The organism is Kitasatospora sp. NPDC058162 (assembly GCF_042884005.1).
Taxonomy (GTDB): Bacteria; Actinomycetota; Actinomycetes; order Streptomycetales; family Streptomycetaceae; genus Kitasatospora.
On sequence record NZ_JBHVUS010000058.1, the window covers coordinates 12,856 to 37,351 of the forward strand.

Annotated in this window: 23 protein-coding genes and 1 pseudogene; 9 read left to right on the forward strand and 15 right to left on the reverse strand. The window is 74.4% G+C overall.

Going from position 1 to position 24,496, the window contains the following annotated elements:
- Positions 1–220 precede the first annotated feature (220 nt).
- Entirely contained in the window at positions 221–1,474 is a 1,254-nt protein-coding gene (locus ACFVXG_RS44295) for an LPXTG cell wall anchor domain-containing protein (RefSeq protein WP_387936195.1), read from the forward strand.
- 113 nt (positions 1,475–1,587) lie between these two features.
- Here ACFVXG_RS44295 and ACFVXG_RS44300 read toward each other — a convergent pair whose 3' ends face one another.
- From ACFVXG_RS44300 to ACFVXG_RS44330, 7 genes are all read right to left on the reverse strand, one after another.
- Positions 1,588–2,574: a hypothetical protein gene (locus ACFVXG_RS44300; RefSeq protein WP_387936196.1), complete on the reverse strand. Its 987-nt coding sequence runs from the start codon at positions 2,572–2,574 to the stop codon at positions 1,588–1,590.
- Positions 2,575–2,651: 77 nt separating this feature from the next.
- Positions 2,652–3,062 carry a peptidase inhibitor family I36 protein gene (locus ACFVXG_RS44305; protein ID WP_387936197.1) on the reverse strand — a complete coding sequence of 137 codons (411 nt, stop codon included), beginning with the start codon at positions 3,060–3,062 and terminating at the stop codon, positions 2,652–2,654.
- Positions 3,063–3,502: 440 nt separating this feature from the next.
- Complete coding sequence (locus tag ACFVXG_RS44310) at positions 3,503–4,321, reverse strand: maleylpyruvate isomerase family mycothiol-dependent enzyme (protein ID WP_387936198.1); 819 nt, start codon at positions 4,319–4,321, stop codon at positions 3,503–3,505.
- Positions 4,322–4,452: 131 nt separating this feature from the next.
- Positions 4,453–5,553 carry a hypothetical protein gene (locus ACFVXG_RS44315; protein WP_387936199.1) on the reverse strand — a complete coding sequence of 367 codons (1,101 nt, stop codon included), beginning with the start codon at positions 5,551–5,553 and terminating at the stop codon, positions 4,453–4,455.
- An 83-nt stretch (positions 5,554–5,636) separates the two neighbouring features.
- Positions 5,637–6,785 (reverse strand): hypothetical protein, encoded by a 1,149-nt coding sequence (locus ACFVXG_RS44320; protein ID WP_387936200.1) that lies wholly within the window; start codon positions 6,783–6,785, stop codon positions 5,637–5,639.
- A gap of 104 nt (positions 6,786–6,889) precedes the next feature.
- Positions 6,890–7,981, reverse strand: coding sequence for a VWA domain-containing protein (locus ACFVXG_RS44325; protein ID WP_387936201.1), 1,092 nt, complete (start codon positions 7,979–7,981; stop codon positions 6,890–6,892).
- Positions 7,982–8,081: 100 nt separating this feature from the next.
- Positions 8,082–8,414, reverse strand: coding sequence for a hypothetical protein (locus tag ACFVXG_RS44330; protein WP_387936202.1), 333 nt, complete (start codon positions 8,412–8,414; stop codon positions 8,082–8,084).
- 167 nt (positions 8,415–8,581) lie between these two features.
- On the opposite strand from ACFVXG_RS44330, the gene ACFVXG_RS44335 reads away from it, so the two are divergent.
- Positions 8,582–9,832 (forward strand): RNA-guided endonuclease InsQ/TnpB family protein, encoded by a 1,251-nt coding sequence (locus tag ACFVXG_RS44335; RefSeq protein ID WP_387936203.1) that lies wholly within the window; start codon positions 8,582–8,584, stop codon positions 9,830–9,832.
- A gap of 13 nt (positions 9,833–9,845) precedes the next feature.
- On the opposite strand, the gene ACFVXG_RS44340 is transcribed toward ACFVXG_RS44335, so the two are convergent.
- Positions 9,846–10,100: a LysR family transcriptional regulator gene (locus ACFVXG_RS44340; protein WP_387936204.1), complete on the reverse strand. Its 255-nt coding sequence runs from the start codon at positions 10,098–10,100 to the stop codon at positions 9,846–9,848.
- Positions 10,101–10,263: 163 nt separating this feature from the next.
- Here ACFVXG_RS44340 and ACFVXG_RS44345 point away from each other — a divergent pair, with 163 nt between their 5' ends.
- Positions 10,264–10,983: a hypothetical protein gene (locus ACFVXG_RS44345; protein ID WP_387936205.1), complete on the forward strand. Its 720-nt coding sequence runs from the start codon at positions 10,264–10,266 to the stop codon at positions 10,981–10,983.
- Between the two features lie 7 nt (positions 10,984–10,990).
- Here the strand turns inward: ACFVXG_RS44345 and ACFVXG_RS44350 are convergent, their stop codons facing one another.
- Together ACFVXG_RS44350 and ACFVXG_RS44355 are read right to left on the reverse strand one after the other, a co-directional pair.
- Positions 10,991–11,551 carry a hypothetical protein gene (locus ACFVXG_RS44350; protein WP_387936206.1) on the reverse strand — a complete coding sequence of 187 codons (561 nt, stop codon included), beginning with the start codon at positions 11,549–11,551 and terminating at the stop codon, positions 10,991–10,993.
- Positions 11,552–11,765: 214 nt separating this feature from the next.
- Positions 11,766–12,608 carry an SAM-dependent methyltransferase gene (locus ACFVXG_RS44355; RefSeq protein ID WP_387936207.1) on the reverse strand — a complete coding sequence of 281 codons (843 nt, stop codon included), beginning with the start codon at positions 12,606–12,608 and terminating at the stop codon, positions 11,766–11,768.
- A gap of 284 nt (positions 12,609–12,892) precedes the next feature.
- Here ACFVXG_RS44355 and ACFVXG_RS44360 point away from each other — a divergent pair, with 284 nt between their 5' ends.
- Entirely contained in the window at positions 12,893–14,941 is a 2,049-nt protein-coding gene (locus tag ACFVXG_RS44360) for an NHL repeat-containing protein (RefSeq protein WP_387936208.1), read from the forward strand.
- Between the two features lie 150 nt (positions 14,942–15,091).
- Positions 15,092–17,323 carry an MMPL family transporter gene (locus tag ACFVXG_RS44365; RefSeq protein ID WP_387936209.1) on the forward strand — a complete coding sequence of 744 codons (2,232 nt, stop codon included), beginning with the start codon at positions 15,092–15,094 and terminating at the stop codon, positions 17,321–17,323.
- A 45-nt stretch (positions 17,324–17,368) separates the two neighbouring features.
- On the opposite strand, the gene ACFVXG_RS44370 is transcribed toward ACFVXG_RS44365, so the two are convergent.
- A complete protein-coding gene (locus ACFVXG_RS44370) occupies positions 17,369–17,761 on the reverse strand; it encodes a nuclear transport factor 2 family protein (protein WP_387936210.1) in 393 nt (130 codons plus the stop codon).
- A 94-nt stretch (positions 17,762–17,855) separates the two neighbouring features.
- Between ACFVXG_RS44370 and ACFVXG_RS44375 the strand changes: the two genes are divergently transcribed.
- The gene (locus ACFVXG_RS44375) at positions 17,856–18,302 is read left to right on the forward strand and encodes a MarR family winged helix-turn-helix transcriptional regulator (RefSeq protein WP_387936211.1); all 447 of its coding nucleotides are present in this window, start codon (positions 17,856–17,858) and stop codon (positions 18,300–18,302) included.
- A 55-nt stretch (positions 18,303–18,357) separates the two neighbouring features.
- On the opposite strand, the gene ACFVXG_RS44380 is transcribed toward ACFVXG_RS44375, so the two are convergent.
- Positions 18,358–18,882, reverse strand: coding sequence for a hypothetical protein (locus tag ACFVXG_RS44380; protein WP_387936212.1), 525 nt, complete (start codon positions 18,880–18,882; stop codon positions 18,358–18,360).
- A gap of 272 nt (positions 18,883–19,154) precedes the next feature.
- On the opposite strand from ACFVXG_RS44380, the gene ACFVXG_RS44385 reads away from it, so the two are divergent.
- Both ACFVXG_RS44385 and ACFVXG_RS44390 read left to right on the forward strand, forming a co-directional pair.
- Positions 19,155–20,327, forward strand: a complete 1,173-nt coding sequence (locus tag ACFVXG_RS44385; RefSeq protein ID WP_387936213.1) for a serine hydrolase domain-containing protein — start codon at positions 19,155–19,157, stop codon at positions 20,325–20,327.
- Between the two features lie 143 nt (positions 20,328–20,470).
- On the forward strand, positions 20,471–21,589 hold the full coding sequence (locus ACFVXG_RS44390; protein ID WP_387936214.1) for an AraC family transcriptional regulator: 1,119 nt from the start codon (positions 20,471–20,473) through the stop codon (positions 21,587–21,589).
- A 163-nt stretch (positions 21,590–21,752) separates the two neighbouring features.
- Here the strand turns inward: ACFVXG_RS44390 and infA are convergent, their stop codons facing one another.
- The 3 genes from infA to ACFVXG_RS44405 all read right to left on the reverse strand — a co-directional run bounded on the left by infA (position 21,753) and on the right by ACFVXG_RS44405 (position 23,654).
- A complete protein-coding gene (gene infA / locus ACFVXG_RS44395) occupies positions 21,753–21,977 on the reverse strand; it encodes a translation initiation factor IF-1 (RefSeq protein WP_188306513.1) in 225 nt (74 codons plus the stop codon).
- A gap of 89 nt (positions 21,978–22,066) precedes the next feature.
- Positions 22,067–22,849, reverse strand: a complete 783-nt coding sequence (locus tag ACFVXG_RS44400) for a GNAT family N-acetyltransferase (RefSeq protein WP_387936215.1) — start codon at positions 22,847–22,849, stop codon at positions 22,067–22,069.
- 205 nt (positions 22,850–23,054) lie between these two features.
- A complete protein-coding gene (locus ACFVXG_RS44405) occupies positions 23,055–23,654 on the reverse strand; it encodes a TlpA family protein disulfide reductase (protein ID WP_387936216.1) in 600 nt (199 codons plus the stop codon).
- Between the two features lie 128 nt (positions 23,655–23,782).
- On the opposite strand from ACFVXG_RS44405, the pseudogene ACFVXG_RS44410 reads away from it, so the two are divergent.
- A pseudogene (locus ACFVXG_RS44410) lies at positions 23,783–24,418 on the forward strand (CatB-related O-acetyltransferase); the annotation flags it as partial.
- Positions 24,419–24,496 lie beyond the last annotated feature (78 nt).

The following is a 24,496-nucleotide window of genomic DNA, read 5'->3' on the forward strand; positions in this document are numbered from 1 at the left end:
GCCGCACCGGTCGTACGTCGGCCGTGGGCAGCCACAGCCTCCGTGGTCGCGGCGGCGTGGAGGGTGCGGTCCACCTGGCCGAAGAAGTCCGGCAATCGATCGGCAATTCCATATGGTTGGCACACTGAATGGTGGTCAGATATTCTCCGGCCTGACGCGATGGGGGGGAACCTTCGCGTTGCCGCAGGAATTGCGGCCATTTCGGACTTTTGAGGTTGAATTGAGATTTCGGCCTGTCATTCTGGCTGCTTCCCTGATCGCGTCCCCGCTCGCCCTGGCCCTGCCGGCCCAGGCTGCGGGACCGGACAAGGAGCACTCCCTCACGGTCGGCGGCTTCACCTCGGTGGAGGCCGGCGGCGGCTGGTCCGAGGGCACCGTCACGGTCAAGAACGACGCGGACGCGCCCTACAGCGGCCAGCACCTCGTGCTGTACTTCGGCACCGAGATGCTCGGCACCGACCAGATCACCGCCGAGTATGCGGACGGCGCCTCCGGTGCCTGGAAGCCGGTGAAGCTGGTGGACCAGGACCTCGGCGCCAAGCCCGCCGGCCACCAGGGCGTGGCGACCGACCTGACCGGCGCCGGGATCGACGTCCAGCCGCACGCCTCGCGCACGTTCAAGCTGCGGTTCAAGCTCGTGCAGTCCACGCACGAGGGCCCGTACAGCAACGTCACCGTCGAGCCCTTCCTGGCGCCCGCCCTGGGCGCGGACGGCCAGGCCAAGGACTTCACGGTCCGGGGCCCCGGGTGGGGCGTGAAGACCACGGGCCTCACCACGGCCGTCACCGGCCTGCCCAAGGACGTCCCGGCCGACGGGAAGCCGCACGCCTTCCAGGTCTCGATCAAGACCGCCAACGGCTTCGACTGGCACCTCACCACCGCGGCGTTCTTCCTCTGGGCCGGCCAGAAGTACGGCTCGATGAACGGCCCGGCCGCCTGCGACGCCCAGATGGACGTCCAGGACCCGAAGGACGGCAGCTGGCACAAGGTCGGCATGCAGGCCGGCGGCGCCGAGGGAGAGCTGGTCGACCTGACCAAGTGGGCCACCGGCCCGGTCGACGACCGGGTGCTCAACGCCCGTGTCACGCTCGGCAAGAACTTCAAGACCGACACGGACGCCTCGCTGGGCTTCGGCCAGTTCGGCGGCGCCGACCAGACGCTGTTCTGGGTCACCCAGCCGATCACCGCCACCCCGGTCGACGGCGCCCCCGAGTGCCTCGGCCAGAGCACCCCGGCACCCGCCCCGACCACCGCCGCGCCCGCGGCCGTCCCCGCCGCCGCGGTCACCACCGCGGTGTCGGCGGCCAAGCCGGCCGCCACCACCACCGACACCGCCGCCACCACCGGCGGCGGCGCCGAACTCGCCGACACCGGCTCCGACGGGGCCGGCCTGACCGCCGGCATCGCCGGTGCCCTCCTGGCCGTCGGCGGCGCCGCCGTCGTGCTGACCCGCCGTCGCAAGCACGGCAACTGATGTGAACCGGGCAGCCGCTTCCCGGGGCCGCCGGCCTCGGGAAGCGGCTGCCGCGCGCTTTCCCGGCACCGTCGGTGAGACCTCGCCGCGGCCTCCCGGCCGGGGCGCAGCTGTCAGGGGTTTGCGGCGGTGACGGAGGCGGCGGTGGCGAGCATGGCGTCGTTGTCCTGTTTGATGCGGGTGAGTTCCGGCAGTTTCTGCTGGATGGCCTGGGTCTCGTAGGCGGATTCCACGGTGAACCAGACGCCGACCACGTTCACGGCGGCCTTGCAGGCGACGTCGGCGGTGGCGGTGGCGAGTTCCTCGGGGGTGGGTTCGGGGGCGGACGTCCAGCGGGGGTCCTTGGCGGCGTCGGTGGGGGTGGCGTAGCTGAAGCCCTTGGCCTTCATGCAGGCGGACCACTTCTGGAAGACGTCCTTGACCCGGGGGTCGGTGGTGGACTGCTGGTAGCCGCCGAAGTTGATGCCGACGACCAGGTCCGGGTCCCGTCCGGTGCCGCCGTGGGCGGTGAGCCGGGTGTGGGCCTGGCCGAGGCAGCCGCCGGGCGGGACGGGGCGGCCCCGGTAGCTGCGGGGGGCGGCGGGGGTGCCCGGACCGCCGGCGGTGCCGGCGCCCAGGACGGTGGCCGCGTCGGGGCTGATGCTCGGTTCGGCGGGTTTGGCGCCCGTGTTGGGGTCGGCCGGGTGGTAGCCGTGGGCGGCCGCGACCCGGGGGTCGACCGGGTCGTAGCGATGCGCGGTCTGGCCGGGCGGCTCGGCGTCCGGGGCGGGCGGGCGTTCGTACGGGAGGCCGAAGTCCTGCATGCACCGGCTGACGAGGACGTCCTCGGCGGTGGAGAGCCGCCGGTACTGCGCGCCGCTGAGCAGGTAGGCCTCGACGGGCAGGGACCGGTCGGCGACCTGGGTCAGGACGGGCGGCTCGGGGATGGCCGGCGGCGCCATGGCGGGGGCCGCCGCCGGGGACGACGGCGCGGAGGCGCAGCCCGCGGCGAGCGCCGGGAACGCGAGGAGCACGGCGAGTGCGGCCAGGGCGGCGGGGAGCGGGCGCGGCGGGCGGGTCTGCGGGCGGGTCTGCGGGGCGTTCCGGGCGGGGGCGGGCATCTCGCGGATTCCTTGGCGGTCGGGGTGCCGCGCCGCCCCCGGGGTGCGGGGACGGCGCGGCACGGTGCGCAGGGGGATCAGACGTACCAGCCCTGGGAGTGGTTGTTGTTGCGCATGTCGACCGAGCCGCCGTTCCACGGCACCGGGCCGAGGTTGACCCACGTGCTCTTCGGGACGTACTGGTTGGGACCGGACAGGTCCGGGCCGTAGTAGACGCGCAGGTTCCACCAGTTGCTCAGGTTCTCCACCGAAGCCGCGTTGTTGATCACGGCCTGGCCGTCGCCCGCGCCGCCGCCGCCGAAGTAGGCGCCGTCGTAGTTTCCGGTCTCGCTCTTGCCGAATTTCGCGCCCCCACGGTCGGGGCTGTAGTAGAGACAGGCGTCCCCGCTGACGCAGCCGCCGCTGCTGGCGAGTGCCGGGGTGGTGCCGATGAGGATGCCACCGATGGTGGCCGCGGCCAGGAGTGCGGCCGCCTTCTTGACGAGCATGCTGAACCTCCGTGGTTGTGACGTGGGAGGGCAGTGGGGGCGCGTGACGGCGCCTGTCGGCGAAGTGCGCTGGTTCCCCCTGCCGGCGGGGGCGGTCGCCGGTCGGCGTCGCCGCCTGCCAGGAAGCTGTCACCCGGCTGCGCGTCCCGCCACGGCGCGGCGGGATCTGGGATATCCCACGGCGTCCCCGCAGGTCCCGGCCGCCCGCCCGGCGGCGGTGGGCGCACCCGCGTCCCGTCCCATGGAGTGCTACGGCGGCGAACGGTTCGTGGGAAGCCGCACTCCGGTTTCAACTTCCTTGTTGTGAAGGATAGTTGACTGATCGTCTGCGATGGGATGAGGGGCAGAAAGGGGTGTCCACGATCCGATGGAGGGTCAACTGCCGTGCCGGGGAGTGGAACTGGCGTCTCAGCTGGGGGTTCGCCCCGCGTGCGGGGTGGTCAGGGGGCGGTGAACAGGGTGGGGAAGGCCGTGGCCAGCCAGGGGCGGCGGCCCCAGGCCAGGACCTTGCCCCGCAGGAGGGCGTCGGTGGCGCTGTAGCGGCCCAGCGCGATGAGGAAGAAGGCCACCGGATCGGTGAGGATCGTGCAGTCCGGGCGGCGCGGCGGCTCCTGGCTGACCACGGCGGTACCGTCCGTGAAGGTCACCGCGAAGCCCTGGAGGCCGCGCAGCCGCAGGCGGTAGCAGGCGTTGTGGCCGGCCGCGGCGCGGGCGTCGACCACCCGCGGCATGGCGGTGCGCAGGAACGGCACCGTCAGACCGACGCGGTGGCGGTCGAGCGGGTGCGGGCGGCCCAGGGCGAGGGCGATGTCGTAGAGGTGGCCCAGCATGTGGGTGAGCAGGTAGGCGCCGAAAGTGTCCAGGTCCATCCCGCCCAGCGGGGTGGACACCGCTTCGGTGCCGGCCCGCCGGGCGGCCGCCGCGGTGAACTCCCGTGCCCGGCGGGCGATCTGCGCGGCGAGCACGGCAAGGTCCCGCTCGGGCCGCTCGGCGAGGGAGGCGGCGTTCGCCGCGGCCAGCGAGCCCGGGGTGCCGTCCCCGTAGGGCCGCTGCTCGCCGGCGGCCAGGGCGGCCATCAGCTCGTTGGCCATCGCCAGGTGGGCGGCGGCCTCGGCGACCGTCCACACGGAACCGGGTACCGGGGTGTCGCCACGGCAGCCGGCGAGCAGGGCGGCGGCCTCGTCGCCGACCGCGGTCACCGCTTCGAGGAGCGCGGTGCGCGCGGGGTCGGGCCGGTGCGGGGGCGGCGGGGCGTTCATGGTGGTGAAGCGTGGCCCACTCCCCCGCCGCTGTCCAGGGGTGCGGCGCGGCCCCCGCCCGGTGGGTGGGCGGGGGCCGGTCGTCGTGCGGTCACTCAGTGAACTCGGTGAGCGGCGGTGGGCCCGGTGGCTCAGTGGGCGACGATCTGGAGGTTGGCGACCTGTCCGACGGTGCCGCCCACGTAGAAGGTGTGGCCGTCGGGGCCGAGCGCCAGGCCGGTGATCGCCTCCTCGTCGAGGTTGTCGGCGCCGTCCGCCGGCACGAGGGCGCCGGTGGCGGTGTCGACGGCGAGCACCGAGGCGGTGCCCGTGCCGTAGTTGGTGTCGGCGACGTAGAGCCGGGTGCCGTCGGCGCTGACCTGCGGGTTGTCCAGCGAGTCGCCGCTGCCGGCGGGGTGGAAGGTGGTGGTCACGGTGTCGGTGGCCGGGTCGATGACGGTGCTCGCGCCGGTGCCGAGCTCGGCGAGGCCGAACAGGCGCTTGCCGTCGGGGGCGAACGCCAGGTTGAAGTCCAGGTTCGTGGCGGTGCCCTGGACGGTGCCGGCCACGGCGGGCGCGGTGGCCGCCGCGCTCACGTGCACCACGCCCTGGCTGGTGCCGACGTACACGTCGCCGGTGCCCGGCCGGGCCGCGGGGGCGCCGACGGAGGAGGCCGGGACCTGGACCGAGGTGGTGAACGCCCGCTGCGCGGTGGCGAACGCCAGGATCCGGCCCTGGCCGTTCTGCCGGTAGGCGCTCGCCCCGTTCTGGGAGACGTACAGGGTGGATCCGTCGGGGCTGAAGGCCAGTCCGGCGGCCGAGCCCGCGGTCCAGCCCGCCGGGCGGGGCTGGTCGGGCAGGGCGACGGTGGCGAGCAGGGTCAGGGTGGCGGTGTCCACCACGCTGAGGCGCTGGCCGTCGAGGACGTACAGGCGCGAGCCGTCCGCGCTGAGCGCCGGGTGGGCGCCCCACTGGAGGGGGCCGAGGGCCAGGCGTGCGGTGACGGCGCCGCTCTGGGTGTCCACCGCCTTCACGGCGGAGGTGTTGTCGGCCTCGGTCACCGCGACGTAGGCCTTGGCGCCGTCGGGGCTGACCACCGGCGCGGCGTTGCGGGCGCCGACGGCGATGGTCGCCTCGCTGCCGGACAGCGGCGCGTCGGCCGCGGCGGCCGTGCCGGTCAGGGCGAGCAGGGCGGTGACGGCGGCTGCCGTGGTGAGCGCCGGGACGGTGCGGCGGGTGGTCTCGCGGGACATCGGTTCCCCCTTGTGGAGCGTGTGGTGTGGTGTCGTGCGGTGTGGTGCGGTGTGGTGGAGCGTCAGCCGTCAGCCGTCAGCCGTCAGTGCTGGATGATCTGCAGGCCGGCGGTGGCGGCGCCATTGGTCCCGGCGACGTAGAAGGTGTGGTCGTCGGGGCCCAGGGCCAGGCCGGTGATCTCGTCCTCGTCCACGTCGGTGGTCTCGGTCGGCAGGGCCGCGCCGGTGGCGGTGTCGAAGGCGAGCAGCGAGGCCCCGGAGGTCTCGTTGTCGGCGAGGTAGAGCCGGGTGCCGTCGGCGCTGATCCGCGGGTCGGACAGGTCGGCGTAGCCGGGGGTGAGCCGAAGGTGCGCGGTGGCGGTGTCGGTGGCGGGGTCGATGAGGTCGGCCGCGCCGGCGCTCGTGCTGTTCACCGAGAACAGCCGGCGGCCGTCGGGGGTGAACACCAGGGCGCCGCCGGCGGTGACGCCCTGGACGGAGCCGACGACGGTCGGCGTGCCGCCGCCGGTGCTCAGGCGCAGCACGCCGGTGCCGGTGCCGAGGTACAGGTCCGCGGTGCCCGGCCGCAGCGCGGGGTCGCCCACGCCGGAGGTGGGCATCGGCACGGTGGCGGTGAACGCCCGCCGGGTGGTGGAGAAGGCGAGCAGTCGGCCGTTGCCGCTCTGGCGGAAGGCCGAGGGGCCGCTCTGGACCAGGTAGAGCGTGGACTCGTCCGGGCCGAACACCAGTCCGCCGCCCGTGCCCGGGGTCCAGCCGGCCGGGCGGGGCTGGTCGGGCAGGGCTAGCGAGGCGAGGACGGTCAGCGAGGCGGTGTCGATGACGCTGAGGGTCTGGGCGTCGAGCGCGTACAGACGGGTGCCGTCCTTCGTGAGAACCAGGCTCGGGCGCCAGGTGCCGGTGCCCACGGTGACCTGTCCGGTGACCGTGTCGCTCCGGGTGTCGACCGCCTTCACCTTGGCGGAGCCGTCCGTGTCGGTGACCGTGACGTAGGCCCGGGTGCCGTCCGGGCTGACGATCGGTTCGGGGCCGGCCGCGCCGACGGGGACGATCGCCTCGTTCCCGCTGACCGGCACGGTGGCCGGTGCGGCGGCCGGCACGGCAGCCGGTGCGGTGGTCGGCGTCGTGGCCGCGGCGGCCCCGGCCGCCGGTGCCAGCAGCGCCGCCGCCGAGAGCGCGGCGGCCGAAACCGCTGCGGCTGCCCGGCGCATCGTCCCCGAACGAATCCTGGTCATCAACTCCCCCTCTGACGCCGCGTATTGCGGCGCCGGGGGCAGGCTAGCCCATGCAAGCGACAATCTGATCAACGTACGGATGGCCGTGCGACGCGGGGTGTCGGTCAGAGGAGGACGAGGAGCTTGGTGCCCGGGACGAGCTTGCGGTTGACGGAGGTGGACTGGACGAAGACCGTGTAGGACGGGTTCTCGCCGGGCTTGACGACGGCCTCCGCGGCGGGCAGGCCGAGGAGTCGGCGGGCGGCGGGGCCGGAGAAGACGCGGCCGGTCATACGGCCGGTGGCCGGGTCCTTCTCGGCGACGGCGAGCTGCTTGTTGCCCTGGATCTTCTCGCGCTTGGAGAGCTCGTAGAAGGCGCAGCCGGTCTTGTACGGGTGGCCGGCGCTGGTGACGAAGTCGCGGATGGGGCTCGCCTCGTCGACGGGGACGAGGATGTACTTGCCGGCGTCCAGGGCGTCGAGTTCGGCCTTGACGTCGGCGGTGCTGAGGTCCTGGCCCATGGCGAAGAGGTTCTTGGTGCCGCGCACGCCCTGTTCGCGCCCGCGCAGGAAGCTGGTGGCGGCGGACTTGACGGTGCCGATGGCCTCCTCGACGCCCTTGCTGGAGTCGGCGTCCCAGATGGCGATGTTGCCGGCCGGGAAGCCGTACTCCTGGGCGGTGCGCTTGGCCAGGGAGTTGGGGACCAGGATGGCGGAGGTCCAGTGGTCGGGGAGCTCGTCCATGGCGCCCTGGATGCGGTCGAGCCAGGAGCGCAGGACCTCGGCGCCCTTGCCGCCGTTCATGCGGGTGTGCATCTGGCCGCTCTGGGAGCAGCCGGAGGCGTTCTCCTCGCCGTCGGTGACGACGACCTGGAGGAAGGAGTGCTCGCCGTAGCCCTCCCAGATGTTCTTGAGGTCGTCGACGGACTTCACGGCGGCCTCGATCAGGGCGGTGGCGCCGTTGTCGACCCGGTAGAGGCCGCGCAGGGAGGGCAGGTGCTTGACGTCCATGTCCCAGACCAGGTTCTGCACTTCGTGGTCGAAGGCGTAGAGGCTGATCCGGGTCTCGTGGCCGAGGCGGTCGGACTCCTCCTGGAGGCCCTTGACGAACTCGTCGACCACGCGGACGAGTTGGGTCTGGTGCTGGTGCATCGAGCCGGACTTGTCGACCACGAGGGAGACGTGGTTGACCTTGTGCTTGATCCTGTTCGTGGACATGGCTATCCCCTTTTCCGGCGCGCTTGCGATGCTTTTCCGGAGTCATTTCGCGGGTTTTCCCGCGGCGCCTTTCGGCGTCTCCTCCAGCGATGTCTCCACTCTAGGGGCGGGCACTGACATTCCGTCGGGCCCGGGCGGGGACGGCGGCGGGGACGGGAGCCGGGACGGCCGCGGGGGCCGCGGGGGCGGGTTTGCGGCGCAGCAGGACGGTGGCGCCCAGGACCGCGGCGGTGCCGGCGATGACGCTCCCGCCCAGCGGCTCGCCCAGGACGAGGCCGCCCAGGACGACGGAGACGACGGTCATCAGGTAGACGACGGTGGCGGAGGCGGCGGGGCCGTCCTTGGTGATGATGACGGTGTTGAGCAGGACGGCGAAGCCGGTGCACACGACGCCGAGGACGACCAGGGCGAGGCGGGCGAAGACCATATCCATGGGCGCGAACCCGTCGCCGTCGCGGTGATCTGAACTCCTGAGCGCAGCCCCCCTGCCTCAGCCGGGGATTGGCTCATCCTTGGCCCGGAGCCGCGAGGTGGCGCGGGTCGTTGCGTTGTCAGTGCTGTGCACTATGTTGATCGCCGCAACCGATGGGGGGTGTTCCCATGCTGTCCGGCCGCAGGTACCGGCTCGAACTCGACGCGAAGCAGGCCGAGTTGTGCGAGACGTTCGGCGACATCTGCCGTTCGGTGTGGAACACCGCCCTCGAGCAGCGCCGGGAGTACCGGCGTCGCGGGGCGTGGATGAACTACGTTCCGCAGGCCGCTGAGCTGGCCGACGCCAAGCGGGAGTTCCCATGGCTGAAGGACGCGCCGTCGCACGTGTTGCAGCAGACCCTGCGAGATCTGGACCGGGCATGCCGTGAGCACGGGACGCATCGGGTCCGGTGGCGCTCCAAGGCCCGCTGGTCGCCGTCGTTCCGATTCCCCGCCGGGAACCTGATCACGGTCGAGCGGATCGGCCGCAAGTGGGGACGGGCGAAACTGCCGGAGCTGGGATGGGTCCGGTTCCGCTGGTCCCGGCCGATCGGCGGCGAAGTCCGCTCGGCGACGGTCGCCCGGCAGGGACGTCAGTGGTTCGTCTCGTTCCTGGTCGAGGACGGCCGGCAGACGCCGCAGCGGCACGCGATGCCGAACACCGCCGTAGGCGTGGACCGGGGCGTCAAGGTCGCCGCGACCACCAGCGGCGGCCACTTCCACGACCGCGAGTACATCAGCATGGGCGAGGCGAAGCGGCTGCGCCGCCTGCAACAGCAGCTCTCCCGCTGCGAGCGCGGCAGCAACCGCCGCCGCTCGGTGCTGGCGAAGATCAACGCCATCATCGGCCGTGTCCGTAACCGCCGCGCCGACTTCTGTGCGCAGACCGCCAACACACTGGCCACCCGTAATGCGGTGGTGGTGCTGGAAGACCTCCGCACCAGGAACATGACCGCCTCGGCGGCGGGAACTGTCGAACAGCCCGGCCGCAACGTTCGCGCCAAGGCCGGACTGAACCGGGCCATCCTGGACAAGGGATGGCACCTGCTCGAACTCGCGCTCCGCAACGCGGCGCGCACCACCGGGACGACAATCGTCCTGGTCGATCCCGCGTACACGTCGCAGACCTGCCACGCCTGCAAGCATGCGGACCCGAAGAACCGTGAGAGTCAAGCGGTCTTCGAGTGCACCGCCTGCGGGTATCAGGACCACGCCGACGTGAACGCCGCAAAGAACATCCTCAACGCCGCAGGGCATGCGGTGTCAGGGCGTGGAGACCTCGGGGTTGCCCGGTCTGTGAAGCGCCAACCACCGGCGAGGCGCACGCGCACGGGGCGAAGCCCCCGCGCGGCACGCGCGGCCGGAATCCCCGCGCCTTAGCCCGGAGAGGAAGTCAACCAGAGGAAGACGGATCCCGGAGCAGCCGGGCCTCGGCGGTCAGGCGCAGCCGGCGCCCGGCCGGTTCGGTCAGGCGCACTCCCAAGTCCTTGCTCAGGGCGGCGAGTTGCTGGGATATCGCGGAGGGGGTCAGGTGCAGGGCGGCGGCGACCGCGCTGACCGTGCCGCACTGTTCCAGCTCCGTCAGGAGCCGCAGTTTGCGCAGGTCCAGCTCGCTGGGGTGTCGCGGGCGTGCGGGGACTGGTTCCATGTCGGCCGGAACGCCCCCGGGCGGGGCCGTGTTCCGGGGCGGTGTTCCGGGGCGGGCGGGGCGGGTGTCCGGGCGCCGGCGGGCGGGCGCGGGGCGACGGTTCGGGGCCGTACCGGGGTGTGGGAGGATGCGCGCGATCATGGACTGCAAGGGGGGGTGTCCGGTGCGCGTGCGTGCTGTCGCGCTGGTGGCGGGGGTCGCGGTGGGGCTGGGTCTGGCGGGGTGTTCCGGCGGGGCGTCCGGTGCGGGTGCGGCGGGCGGGGCCCCGGCCGCGGCGGCGTCCGCGCCGCCGCGGTTGACCGACCGTCTGGTCACGGCCGCCCGGCTCCCGGCCGGCTTCCAGCTGCTGGCGTCCGACGCCTCCAGGACCTCCGCTCCCGGTGCCCCGATCGCGTCGATGCCGTGCACGGAACTGACGGTGTCCCGCCTCCTGCAGCGGCATACCCGCCCCCTGGAGGAGGCGTCGGTCGGCCTGGAGCAACCGCCCGCCGACCCCGAAAACCCGGACGACAACGGCTGGTTCGGCCAGGAGTCGCTCGACCGGTACGGGCCGGGCCAGGCGGCCGAGGCCATGGCCGCCGTCCGCGACGCGGCGCAGCGCTGCCCCGCCTACACCGAGGACTTCCCCAACGGGGACTCGGCGCGGAACGCCCTGTCCACGAAGGGCGCGGGCGTGCCGGCGGACGACAGTGTGGTGCTGCGGGAGACCTCGACCTTCGTCGGCAAGTCGACGGTGTGGATCACCGAGAAGGCGTTCGTCCGGGAGGGCGATGTGATCATGACGATGGAGCAGATCGTCGATGACAAGCCGAGGTTCGGGGTCGAAGCCGTCCTGCCGGCCGCCGTGGCGGCCTACCGGGCGGCCGGCGGGGGCGCGGGCTGAGCGGGGGTCACTCGTCGTCGTCCTCGTCCTCGTCGTCGTCGGCCCGGGAGAGGGCGTCGGTGATCAGGCGGGTGGCGAAGTCCTGGTCGTCGCCGCAGATCCGGTTGACGTACTCGGCGAGCAGGGTGGCGGTGGCTTCCAGGGGGTTCATCTCGGCGTCGGTCCAGGGGCCGTACTGGGCGCGCCACAGGTTGGGGCTCAGGCCGCTGCCGGCGGCGACGAGCAGGCCGGCCATGGTGGGGACGACCTCGGGGCGGAAGGTCCTGGGCATCATGCGCATGGTGGCCACGAGGCTGGGGAGCACGTACTCGATGACGTCCTTGCCCTGGTCCTCGCAGGCCTTGCGCAGCCAGTTCATGTACAGGTAGATGAGGGTGCAGGCGCCTTCCAGCAGGGCGGCGAACCCCTCCGGGCCCAGGGACGCGGCGAGGTGGTCGACCATCTCGCGGTGTTCGGGGTCGGTGCCGGTGCGGCCGTCGTAGAGGGCCTTGAGCCGGGAGTCGATGACCATGAGCGCCGCGCTCACGTCGCCGGCGGGAGCGTACTGGGGGTCGCAGGGCGAGGTCACGGGGCTCCTCCGGGGGCGGGGCTCGGGCGGTGCGGGCGCTCCCAGCAGAGCGGACCGGGGACGGGCCCGGGGCGGGAACCGGCCCGGCGTCACCCGGACGGGAGGCGGCGCCGGCCGGGGTGTTGACGAAGCGGAGGGCTCCCGGACAGCGCACGGGGAGGGGCCCGCGGTCGGACCGCGGGCCCCTCCCCGTGTGCGCTCGCCTGTCGCCGGGTCAGGGCTTGAGGGCGACGCCGGCGTAGAAGGAGACCTGGGCGTCGGTGACGCCGGCCAGCAGCAGGTCGGCCTCGTCGGTGCCGTCGGGGTGCCAGCGGTGGGCGGGGACGATGCCCGGGTCGAGGAGGTCCAGGCCCTCGAAGAAGGTCGCGAACTCGGCCGCGGGGCGCAGCCGCAGGGAGGTGCCGGCCTGGTTGTAGATCTCCTCGACCTTGGAGGCGCCGGGCGGGTCGAGTTCGGCGGTGGCGTGGGAGAGGACCAGGGCGGAGCCGGCCGGCAGGGGGTCCAGGAGGCGCTTGACGATGGCGTGGGCGTCGTCGAGGTCCGGGACGAAGTGGAGCAGGGCGACCATCGACAGGACCACCGGCCGGGTCAGGTCGAGGGTCTGGGCGACCTGGGGGGTGGTCAGGATCGAGGCGGGGTCGCGGACGTCGCCGTGGACGTAGGCGGTGCGGCCCTGGGGGGTGCTGGTCATCAGGGCGCGGGAGTGGGCCAGCACGACGGGGTCGTTGTCGGCGTAGACGATCCGGGCGCCGGGTTCGACGGCCTGGGCGACCTCGTGGAGGTTGGGCGAGGTGGGGATGCCGGTGCCGATGTCCAGCCACTGGCGCAGGCCGCGCCGGGCCAGGGCGCGGGTGGCGCGGTGCATGAAGGTGCGGTTGGCCCGCACGGCGGTGCGCATGGTGGGGAAGGCGGTCAGGACGCGTTCGGCGGCTTCGCGGTCGACGGCGAAGTTGTCCTTGCCGCCGAGGAAGTAGTCGTACATCCGGGCACTGTGCGGGATGTCCTGGCGTATCTGCGTCCCCATCGGCTCCGCCGGGTCGGGATCAGTCGTGGTCATCCAGGTTCCTCCCATGCTCATCAGTGTCCCTTCTTGATCACACTGGGCCGGGGCAGTCTAGCCAACTCGCCGTATCGCGTGGGAAGTCGGTCCCGGGCGGGCGCGGGGGTGCGGTGGCGGGCGGGCGCGCTCGGCCGTCCCGGGCATTTTCCGCCGCGTCCGGCGGCCGGTCGCGTGCGGGCGGCCCGGGATGTGGCAGGCAGGAGGGCGGCGGCCCCGCCGAGCGCTTCGTCGCGGGCGGGGCCGGCCCCTTCCCTCTCGTCCTGCGATCGAACGGAGTCCCCATGCGCCGACACCGCGGCGTCCTGCTGACCGCCGCCCTCCTGGCCCAGCTCGCCGCCGGGCCCTCGCACGCCGCGCCGGCCGCCGGGTGGGAGGAGGCCGGGCAGTGCGGGGTGGTGCGCAGCGGTGACGCGCCGCTCGGCGGGGCGGAGGTGACGCTGTACCAGGCCGGGCAGGGCCCGGGCGGGCGGGCGCGGGTGCTGGCCCGGGGGCGCAGCGGCGGGGACGGGCGGTTCAGCCTGGACTACCGGCGCCCGCGCGATCCGCGGGCGGTGCTGTACGTGCTGGCCGACCTCGGCCGCCCGTCGGCCCGTGCCCCGCAGGACGGGCCGGCACAGGACGGGCCCGCGCAGGACGGGCGCACTCCGGACGGGCCCGCGCAGGACGGGCCGGTGACGCTGGCCGCGGTGCTCAGCGGCGCCGGGGCCCCGCCCGAACTGGTCGTCAACGAGCGGACCACGGTGGCCGCGGCCTACGCCCTGGCCCGTTTCACCGGCCCGGACGGCGTGGCCGGCTCCTCCCCCGGGCTGCAGAACGGCGCCGCCCTGGCGCACAACCTGGCCGACACCGGCACCGGCGGCATCGCCCCGCTGCTCGCCTCCGCGCCCAACGGCGCCCTGACCTCGACCCTGGCCGAGTTCAACACCCTGGCCAACCTGCTGGCCACCTGCGTGAGCGGCGACTCCTGCGACCGGCTGCTGGACCTGGCCCGCCGGCCGGGCCGCGAGCGGCCGCGCAACACCCTGCTGGCCGCCGTGGACATCGCCCACGACCCGGGCCACAACGCCGCCGAGCTGTTCGCGCTGGCCGCCACCGCCGACCGCTACCGGCCCGCGCTGCCCGCCGCCCCGGACGCCTGGACGGTGGCGCTGCGCTACGACGGCAACGGGCACGAGCTCGACGGGCCCGGCAACATCGCCTTCGACGCGGACGGCAACGCCTGGGTCAGCAACAACTACCGCTACGGCCCGGACCCGGCCGTACCGGTCTGCGGCGCCGACACGGTGCTCAAGTTCACCCCCACCGGGCAGGACGCCCCCGGCGCCCCCTACCGGGGCGGCGGCCTGTACGGGGCCGGCTTCGGCATCACCGTCGACGCCAAGGGCAGCGCCTGGGTCGCCAACTTCGGCTTCCAGGGCCGGGGTTGCCCGCTGAACCCGATGCCGCTGGAGCGCAGCGTCTCGCAGTTCGCCCCGGACGGCACCGCGCTGTCGCCGCGCGAGGGCTGGCGCGGCGCCGGCATCGTCCAGCCGCAGGGCATGGCCGCCGACCGCTCCGGCACGGTGTGGGTCGCCAACTGCGGCTCGGACAGCGTGGCGCGGATCCCGGACGGCGACGCGACGCGGGCCCGGGAGATCGCCGTGCCGGGGCTGCACAAGCCCTTCGGCGCGGCCGTGGACCCGGCCGGGCGGCTGTGGGTGAGCGGCAACGGCAGCGACAGCGTCCAGGTGGTGGGCCCCGACGGCTCGCCGGAGCGCACCGTCACCGGGGCGGGCCTGCGCCGGCCGCTCGCGGTGGCCACCGACAGCCGGGGCAACGCCTGGGTGAGCAACAGCGGCATCCTGCCGGTGCCCTGCGGCGACACCACCGCGGCCGACCTGGCGGACGCGCTCGGCGGCGAGGACGGCCCGCGGCCGGGCACCTCGGTGACCATGATCGGTCCGGACGGGACGGCGGCGCCCGCGCCCTTCACCAACGGCGGGCTGTTCCTGCCCTGGGGCGTGGCCGTCGACGGGGACGACACCGTGTGGGTGGCCAACTTCGGCGGCCACCGCGTCGCCCGGCTGTGCGGGGTCGACCTGTCCGCCTGCCCGCCCGGGGTGCGCACCGGGGAGCCGATCTCCCCGCCCGACACCGGGTACACGAGCGACGGGCTGGAGCGCAACACCGGTATCCAGATCGACCCTTCGGGCAACGTCTGGCTGGCCAACAACTGGCGCACCGTGCCGCTCCAGGCCAATCCGGGCGGGCACGAGCTGGTGGTCCTGGTCGGCGCGGCGGCGCCGGTGGCCACGCCGCTGCTCGGCGGGGGCGGGGGCGGGCGGCCCTGACCGGTCGGCGGCCCACGCCTTCGTACAGGCGGTAGGGCCCTCGGGGCCGTCGGGGCGACTACCCGCCGGTACCCGAGGGCCCGCCCGCCCCGCGGGGAACACTGCGCCGGTTCGGCGCACCACCGCGCCGGAGACCCCCGGGAGCCGTCCATGCCGCCCTCCGCCCGCCGTGTCCCCCCGGCCGCGGCGCCGCCGCCCGCCAGGCGCGCGGCGCTGCGGCGCCTGGGCGAGTGGTGCGCGCGCCACGCGCTGGTCGTCGTCGTGCTGTGGATCGTCGCCCTGGCCGGCGTCCAGGCCGCCAACCGGGCGGTCGGCGGCGGCTACTCGGACGACTTCTCGCTGCCCGGCACCCAGGCGCAGCAGGGCCGGGACGTGCTGCAGGCCCACGAGCCGGGCGCCGCGGGCACCAGCTCCCAGGTGGTGCTGCACGACGCCCAGCAGCTGGCCGGCTTCCAGCCGCAGATCGCCCAGGCCGTCACCGCGCTCCAGGCGCTGCCGCACGTGGTCACCGTGCAGAGCCCGCTGCCCCCGCCCGGGCAGAGCGCCGCGCCGGGCGGGCCGCTGGCCCCCGACGGGCTGACCGGGTACATCACCGTCCGCTTCGACACCACCCCCGCGCTGCTGGGCCACGACTACCTGGGCGGGGTGGACGCCGCGGTGGCGCCGCTGCGCCAGGCCGGGGTGCAGGTGGAGTACGGCGGGCCGCTGGGCGAGCTGGCCCGGCCGGCGGCGGACGACCGCTCCAGCGAGGTGATCGGCTTCGCGGTGGCGGTGGTGGTGCTGCTGGTGGGGTTCGGCAGCGCGATCGCGGCCGGGCTGCCGCTGCTGACGGCGCTGATCGCGGCCGTGGTCGGGCTCGGGGCGCTGGGGCTGGTCGCGGCGCTGTCCACCTTCGCCACCGTCGCGCCGACCCTGGCGACGATGATCGGCATCGGGGTGGGCATCGACTACGCGCTGTTCCTGCTGACCCGGCACCGGCAGAACCTGATGGACGGGGTGGACCCGGTCGCCTCGGCCGGGCAGGCGGTGGCCACCAGCGGGCGGGCGGTGCTGGTCTCCGGCTGCACGGTGATCATCGCGCTGTCCGGGCTGTCGGTGTCGGGCATCTCCTTCATCGCCAAGCTCGGGGCGGCCGCGGCCGTCACGGTGGTGTCGGCGGTGCTCGGCGCGCTGACCCTGCTGCCGGCGCTGATGGGGCTGATCGGCCGCCGGATGGACCGCTTCGCGGTGCGCCGTCCGATCGCCGAGGCCGGGGGCGGCGGCGAGGGCGGCGGGAGCTGGCACCGCTACGCCCGGCGGGTGGAGGCGAACCCGTGGCGCTACCTGGTCGCCGGGGTGGTCGCGCTCGGGGTGCTGTCGATCCCGCTGTTCTCCATCCAGCTGGGGCACATCGGCGACGGCGCGGACCCGGACTCCTTCACCGACCGGCGCGCCTACGACCTGATCTCCCAGGCCTTCGGCCCGGGGGCGAACGCGCCGCTGACCGCGGTGGTCGACCAGAGCGCGGTGGCGGCCGGGTCCCGGGCGGGCGTGCAGGGCGCCGTGCAGCAGGCCCTCACCGGCCTCCCCGGCGCGGCGAGCACCACCCCGCTGCAGACCAGCCCGGACGGCGCGGTGCTGTTCGCCACCGTCGTCCCGGCGGGCGCCCCGCAGGACCGGGCCACCACCGACCTGGTCAACCGCCTGTCGGACACCGTGCTGCCCGACGCGGTGGCCGGCAGCGGCGCGAAGACGTACGTGACCGGCAACACCGCGGCCCAGGTCGACTTCCTGGACATCGTCTCCAGCCGGCTGGTCCTGATCATCGCGGTGGTGGTCGCGCTGGCCTTCCTGATCATCCTCGCGGTCTTCCGCGGCCTGCTGGTCGCGGTCAAGGCCGCGGTGCTCAACCTGCTCTCCATCGCGGCCTCGTACGGGGTGGTGGTGGCGGTCTTCCAGTGGGGCTGGGGCGGGCCGGCGCTCGGGGTCGCGGGGAAGGTCCCGATCGAGAGCTACGTGCCGATGATGATGTTCGCGATCGTCTTCGGGCTGAGCATGGACTACGAGATCTTCCTGCTCTCGCGCGTGCACGAGTCCTGGCTGCGCACCGGGCGCAGCCAGGACTCGGTGGCGCACGCGCTGGAGATCACCGCGCGGGTGATCACCTGTGCCGCGCTGATCATGGTGAGTGTGTTCGCCGCGTTCATCGTCAGCGACAACGTGGTGATCAAGATGATGGGCCTGGGCCTGGCGGTCAGCGTGCTGGTGGACGCCACGGTGGTGCGGCTGCTGCTGGTGCCGGCGGTGATGACGCTGCTGGGGCCGGCGGCCTGGTGGACGCCGCGCTTCCTGGACCGGGTGCTGCCGCACATCGACACCGAGGGCGCGGGCGAGCAGCCGTAGGGCGGGAGCGGGTGACATCCTCCCCCGCCCCACGGCCGCGGGTGGTCAGCGGGCGCTGCCGAGGTCGCGGTCGTGCTCGGCGCCCTCCAGCAGGAGGGTGGTCTCCTCGATCCGGCGGAAGCGGCCGTCGGGGGCGAACTCGGCGAAGAGGTAGACCTCCATGCGGACGGTGGAGCCGTCGGTCTTGGTGACGGTCATGGTGTGCCGGTCGGCGTAGCGGTGGCCGTCGGCGAGCTCCTCGTGGACCTCGACGGAGCCGTCGGCCACGACCGTGCGCAGGTGGGCGATGTGGGCCAGGAACTGCCCGCGGTCGTCCCAGCGGCCGTCGGTGCGCTGGCGGTAGTCGGGGGCGAAGTGCCGGTCGACGGCCTCCTCGAGGTCGAGTCCCGGGGTGAGGAGCAGGTCGGTGAGGGCGGTGGTGATGTCGGTGTGCCGCATGAGGTCCTCCAAAGGCCGTCACGGAAAATGCGTGCCTTAAGCACGCATCTGACGGTACAGGAAAAGCGTGCGCAGCGCACGCTAATCTGAAGGGGTGACGAATCCGACGGGACATGAGATCGCCGAGGCCCTGGGACTGCTGCTGCGGCGCAGCACCCGCACCGGCCTGCACGCCCAGCTCACCGACGGCCTGGGGGAGGCCGTCGACGAGCTCACCTACCCGGTCCTCAGCGGCCTGGCCCGCACCGGAGCGTGCAGCGCCGCCGACCTGGGCCGCGAAATCGGGCTGGACCGCACCACCGTGACCCGCCGCGCCGACCGGCTGGAGGAGGCCGGGCTGCTGCGCCGCGAGGCCGACCCCGGCGACCGGCGCGCGACCCTGCTCGTCCTCACCGACCGCGGGCAGGACGCGGTACGGGCCACCAGGCAGCGCCTGGCGGCCCGCATCGAGGACTCCCTCGCCTCCTGGCCGGCGGCCGACGCCCGGGCCTTCGCCCGGCTGCTGCGCACCTTCGTCGACGAGGGGCCGTTCCAGGGCTGAGGGCTCCGGGGCTTCAGGCGCTTCGGGGCTTCAGGCGCTTCGGGGCCCGGGGGGGTCAGACCCCGGCCTGCGGGGCCGGGTCCGCGGGCGCCGGGCGGCCGACGGGGGCCGCGTGCCGGGCGAGGAGGGCGCGCAGCCCGTCGGGGTCCGGGGTTCCGCGCTTGGCCAGGATGAGCAGGCAGGAGCCGCGGCGGGTCAGCGCCAGGAACAGGTGCTCGGTCTCCACGAAGCCGGACAGCGTCGACCACGCCCGGGTCTGGGTGCCGCAGCGGTCGGTGACGCTCACCCCGCCGCCGTCCACCACCACGGTGCGGGGCCCGCCGCGCCGGCTCACCCGCCGGTGCGCCGAGGCCGCCTGCAGCCGCGGCACGTACAGCGCCAGCGCCACCAGCGCGGCCGCCTCCACCGCGTCGGACACGCCCGCCCCGCCGTCCGCCAGCTTCAGCGCGCCGCCCAGCAGCGAGACGGCCGCCGGGACCCACCAGACCACCCGCGCCGCCCGGCCCACGGTGGTGTGCCGGGCCTGGGCCGCGAAGGCCTCCCGGAAGTCCTCGCCCGTCGGCGTGAACGCCAGCTCCATCCGCCCCTGCTCCACCGCTGCTCCCTTGATCCACTTCTCGGTGCGCGGATGCTAGCAAAGGGTTCGCAAAACGGTGTGTCAGGCCCCCTCCCCCGCCGATCGACCCGGCGGGTCACATCGACCAGGCGGGTCACGGCGGGCGTCCGGCCGTTTCCCCGGCTCCGCGGGCGGTGATCCCTTGCCCCCGAACCACCCGGCCGCCCGGCCGCCCCGGCCGCCCCGGCCGCCCCGGCCGCCCGGTCACCGAATCGCCCTCCGGAGGATCATCCGCCATGTCGCCGCGCCCCCGCCGCTCACCGCTGCCCGCCGTCACCGTCCTGCTCGCCGCCTCGCTCGCGCTGGCACCCGCCGGCAGCGCCGCGGCCGCCGGCCGGGACGGCCACCAGGACGGCGACCGGGCGCTGCGGGCCCGGCTGCAGGAACTGGTCGACCGCCCGGACGGCCCGCCCGGCGCCATCGCCGTCCTGCGCGAGGACGACCGGGTGCGGGTGATCCGGGCCGGCACCGCTGAGGTCGGCACCCGCCGCGAGCCGCGCGCCGAGGACCACATGCGCCTGGCCAGCGCCGCGAAGGCGTTCAGCGGCGCCGTCGCCCTGCGGCTGGTGGACTGCGGACTGCTGAGCCTCGACGACACCCTCGCCCGGCGGCTGCCCGCACTGCCCGCCGCCTGGGGCGCGGTGACGCTGCGCCAGCTGCTCAACCACACCAGCGGCCTGCCCGACTACAGCAGGGCGCCGGCGTTCGGCGACCTGCTGAACGCCGACCCCCACCACGTCTTCGACTCCCGGCACCTGCTGGACTTCGTCGCCGGCCGGCCCCTGGAGTTCGACCCCGGCACCCGCTACCAGTACTCCAACTCCGACAACATCGCCGTCGCCCTGATGGCCGAGGCCGCCACCGGGCAGCGCTACGAGGACCTGCTGGCCTCCCAGGTCTACCGCCCGCTCGGCCTCACCGGCACCAGCCTGCCCTCCGGCTACCGGCTGCCCAGGCCCTACCTGCACGGCTACGACGTCCAGCCGCCCGCCCCGCCCCAGGACGTCAGCACCCGGTTCGGCGCCTCCGGCGCCTGGGCCTCGGGCGGCCTGGTCTCCACCCCCGCCGACTTCAGCGCCTTCGCCGCCGGATGGGCGGGCGGCCCGCTGATCGCCGACGCCACCCGCGCCCAGCAGCGGGCCTTCGTCGACGGCGCCTCCGAACCCGCCGGCCCCGGCAGCAACCGCGCCGGGCTGGCGATCTTCGAGTACACCACCCGCTGCGGCACGGTGTACGGCCACACCGGCAACACCGCCGGCTACACCCAGCTCGGCGCGGGCACCGCCGACGGGCGGCGCAGCCTGACCGTCTCCGTCACCACGCAGGTGAACGAGACGGGCAGCCCGGACCTGCTGGCGCACCTGCGGGCGGTCGAGGAGGACTTCGTCTGCGCGCTGCTGGCCCCCTAGCGGGGCCCTGGCGGGGTCCGGGCGGGGTCCGGGCGGGGGTCCTGGCGGGGGCGCGGGCGGGGATCGGCTACGGTCGACGGTCCGGCGGCGGCCGGACCGGGCCGGGCCCGGCCGGGAGGCGGAGCGGGAAGGGAGGCGGCGAGGTGGCCGCGAGGGCGGGGAGCGTGTTCCAGGGCGAGGGTGTGCCCGCGCGGGAGCGGTTCGACTGCTGGCGGGAGCTGATCGGGCGCACCCGGGCCAGCGAGATGACCAGCGAGCACGCCGACGACTTCCGGGCGGAGATGCGGCGCCTGGAACTGGGCCCGGTGACCCTCCTGCGGTCCTCGTTCCCGCCGACCCGCTTCCGGCGCACCGCCGCCATGGTGCGGCGCACGGACCCCGGGGTCTACCACCTGACGATGCCGCTCGACGGCGGGCTGTCGCTGACCCGCGGCACCCGGGAGCGCACCCGCACCTTCGGGCGCGGCGACCTCTACCTGGTGGACAGCTCGCACCCGTACGAGGTGCGGGCCCTCGGGGCCCGCGCGCAGGGCCGCCGGGAGCAGCGGACCGAGGCCGTGGGCATCGACTTCCCGGTGTCGCTGCTGCCGCTGGCGCCGCACCGGCTGCGCGACCTGCTGGGCCGGGGGTTCTCGGTGCGGGAGGGCACCTGCGCGCTGCTGTCGGACTTCCTGGTGGGGCTGGACCGGCAGGCCGCGGCCCTGGGGCCGGCCGAGGCGGCGCGGCTGGGGACGATCGCGGTCGACCTGGTGGCCGCGTGGGTGGCCGGGGAGCTGGAGGCCGAGGCGGCCGTGCCGGAGGACGCCCGGCAGCGGGCCCTGGCGGAGGCCGTGCGCGCCTTCGTCCGGCGCAACCTCCACGACCCGGACCTGACCCCGGCGGTGATCGCCGCCGCCCACCACGTCTCCGTCAGCCACCTGCACCGGGTCTTCACCCGGCACTCCGAGGACGGCCGGACGCTGGCCGCGTGGATCCGCGGGCAGCGGCTGGAGCGGGCCCGGCGCGACCTGGCCGACCCGGCGCTGCGCACCCTGCCGGTCCAGGCCGTCGCCGCCCGCTGGGGCGTCCCGCGCGCGGACGACTTCAGCCGCGCCTTCCGGGCCGCGTACGGGCTCTCGCCCCGCGAGCACCGGCACCGGGCCCTGTCCCCGGACCCGGCACTGGTTCTGACCCTGGCCGAGGCCGAGGCCGGGGCCGGGGCCGGGGACAGGAACGGAAACGGGGGCGGAAACGGAGACGGGGACGGTTCGGGCGGGGCGTAGACGCATTGCCAAGGAAGTGGAGACGCAGGGACAACACCGCGCCCGCGCGCCCTGGCATCCTCCTCCACGAGGAACACCGCGGTGCGCCGGGCCCGTCAGCCCCGCGCGGCAGAACCGCCGGTGGCCCGGCACGCCACGGGGGAGCGTGCCGGGCCGCCGGTCACTAGTTGCGGTAGCGGTAGCGGATCCGGCCGCGGGTGAGGTCGTAGGGGCTGAGCTCCACGAGCACCCGGTCGTGCGGGAGGATCTTGATGTGGTTCTTGCGGACCTTGCCGCTGATGTGAGCGAGCACGACGTGCCCGTTCTGGAGTTCCACCTTGAAGTTGGCGTTGCGCAGGCACTCGATGACGGTGCCTTCGACTTCGATGCCGTTCGTCGTCTTGGTCATGGTGTTCACCTCTCTCTTCTTCGTTCGGTGTCGGGGTGGTTCGTTCGTTGCGGGGTGGTTCGTTCGTTGCGGGGCGGCCGGTACGCGTGTCAGCGGTGGACCAGTTCCAGGGTGCTGCCCGCACGCCGGGCACCGACACCCTCCAGGAGCGCGGTGGCGGCCGTGTCGGACTCCGTCACCTCGGCCCAGGCGGTGGCGGTGCCGCCGCGGTGCAGCGAGTCCAGCGCGTGGGCCAGCAGCGCCCGGGCGATGCCCCGGCGGTGCAGCTCGGCGCGCACGGCGATCAGCCCGATCCGCGGCCGGCGGGGCGGGGTCACCCGGATCAGCCCCACGTACCGGTCGCCCTGGCACGCCACCGCGTACTTGGTGGGGTCGACGACGATGGTGCCCGCCGGGCGGGGCAGTACCTGGGCCGGTATCGCCGGCCAGCCGGCGCCGGCCTCGACCTCGTCGTGGATGACGCGCTCCAGGGCGCGCAGCGGGCCCTCCTCGGCCAGGCCGGCGGGCAGGATCGTGACGCCCTCCGGGGGCAGTGCCGTGCCGAGGCCGGTGGCCTGCGGGTCGGTGGGCACCAGGTAGGCCCGTTCGCGGCGCGCCGTGGTGAAGCCGGCCCGACGCCAGGCGGCCAGCGTGTCGTGGTCGCCCTCGTCGGCGACGGTGTGCAGCGGGGCGGGCAGGTCGGCGAGCAGCGCGGCGGCGAGGCGGTCGAAGACCGTGTCCTGCCAGGCGTCGATGCTGACGAAGAGCCGCCCGTCGGGCCGCTGGGAGGCGTCGGCGCGCCCGACCGCCAGACCGTCGTCGACGGCCTGCCACTCGGTGTCCGAGACCCGCGTCACGGCAGGGGTGTTCGGGGCGGAATGCGGAGAATTCATGGTGTTGCCTTTCGGAAGTGCCTTGCCTGAGGCGCTCCCGGGCGACACCAACGTCAATCGCCCACCGTGACGACAAGGGGGAGCACCCACCCGGTAACTGCCTTCATGGGTCTCACCTCCTCGCGTTTTTCTCACGGCTGGGCAGACCGTAGCAGTCGACGGGCCGCCCGCCCAAACGATTTACGGATGACGGGCGCGGTCAGGCTCAGCCGGAGTGCTCGGCGAGCACGGGCTTGATCATGGACTCCAGGGCGTCGTAGCTCTGGCCGCCGAAGGCGCGCGCCGCGAGGCGGCCGCGGCGGTCGACCACCAGGGTGGTCGGGATGAACTGCGAGTTCAGGGTGCCCTTGGGGAACTTCAGCAGTTGGGTGCCGGCCGGGTCGAAGAGGCTGGGGAAGGTCAGGCCCTGCTCCTGCTGGAAGCGCTGGGCGTTGGCGATGTCCTGGTCGCGGGTGTTGATGCCGAGGAACTGGACGTCCTGGCCCCGGTAGGTCTGCCAGAGGCGTTCCAGGGAGGCCGCCTCCTGCCGGCAGGGGCCGCACCAGGAGCCCCAGATGTTGACGACGACGATCCTGCCCCGGTAGTCGGAGAGTTTCGCCGGCCCGCTCTCCAGGGTCTGCCCGGTGACCTCGGGGGCGTCCCGGCGCCGGTCGGCGGCGGCCCGTCCGATGCCGGTGCCCTTCTCGGTGACGAAGCCCGCGCCGCCGTCGCCGGAGGAGCAGCCCGCGAGGAGCGCGGCGGCGAGGGCGGCTGCGGCCGCTGCCGTGGTCCGGCGGCGGAGGCGGAGGTGTGGGTCGAGGGCCATGGCAGCAGCCTCGCACTGCTGACACCGGGCGGGTCATGAGGGTGCGTCACCTCGGCCGCGGGGGCGTGGTGGATCATGGGCCGGGACCCCGGCCCTGACGCCCCGTCGACTCGGAAGAGGTGGCCCCCGTGGTTCCCGTCGTGCCCGATCCGGACGTGCTGCACCCGTTCCCCGAGCAGCCGCGGGTGGTGCTGCTCAAGCCCTTGGTGACCTCGCCGCTGATCGAGGTGGGCGAGTACTCGTACTACGACGACCCCGACGACCCGACCGCGTTCGAGACCCGCAACGTGCTGTACCACTACGGGCCGGAGCGGCTGCTGATCGGCAGGTTCTGCGCGTTCGCGGCGGGAGTGCGGTTCGTGATGAACGGCGCCAACCACCGGATGGACGGGCCGTCGACCTTCCCCTTCCCGATCATGGGCGGCGCCTGGGCGGAGCACTTCGACCTGCTGGCCGACCTGCCGGGGCGCGGGGACACGGTGGTGGGCCACGACGTGTGGCTCGGCTACCGGACGACGGTGATGCCGGGGGTGCGGATCGGCAACGGCGCGGTCGTGGCCGCCGGGTCGGTCGTCACCTCCGACATCCCGGACTACGCGATCGCCGGGGGCAACCCCGCCCGGGTGATCCGGCTGCGCTACGACGAGGACGAGGTGGCCCGGCTGCTGGCCGTCGCGTGGTGGGACTGGCCGGTGGAGCACCTGACCCGGCACCTGCGGACCGTGATGTCCGGCAGCGTCGAGGAGTTGGCGGCCGCCGCGCCCGGGGGGGGGGGCGGCGCCCGGGCGCGGCGGGCGGGGGGCAGGAGCGCCGGTCGGCGGCGATGCCGCGGGCGTCGGCGA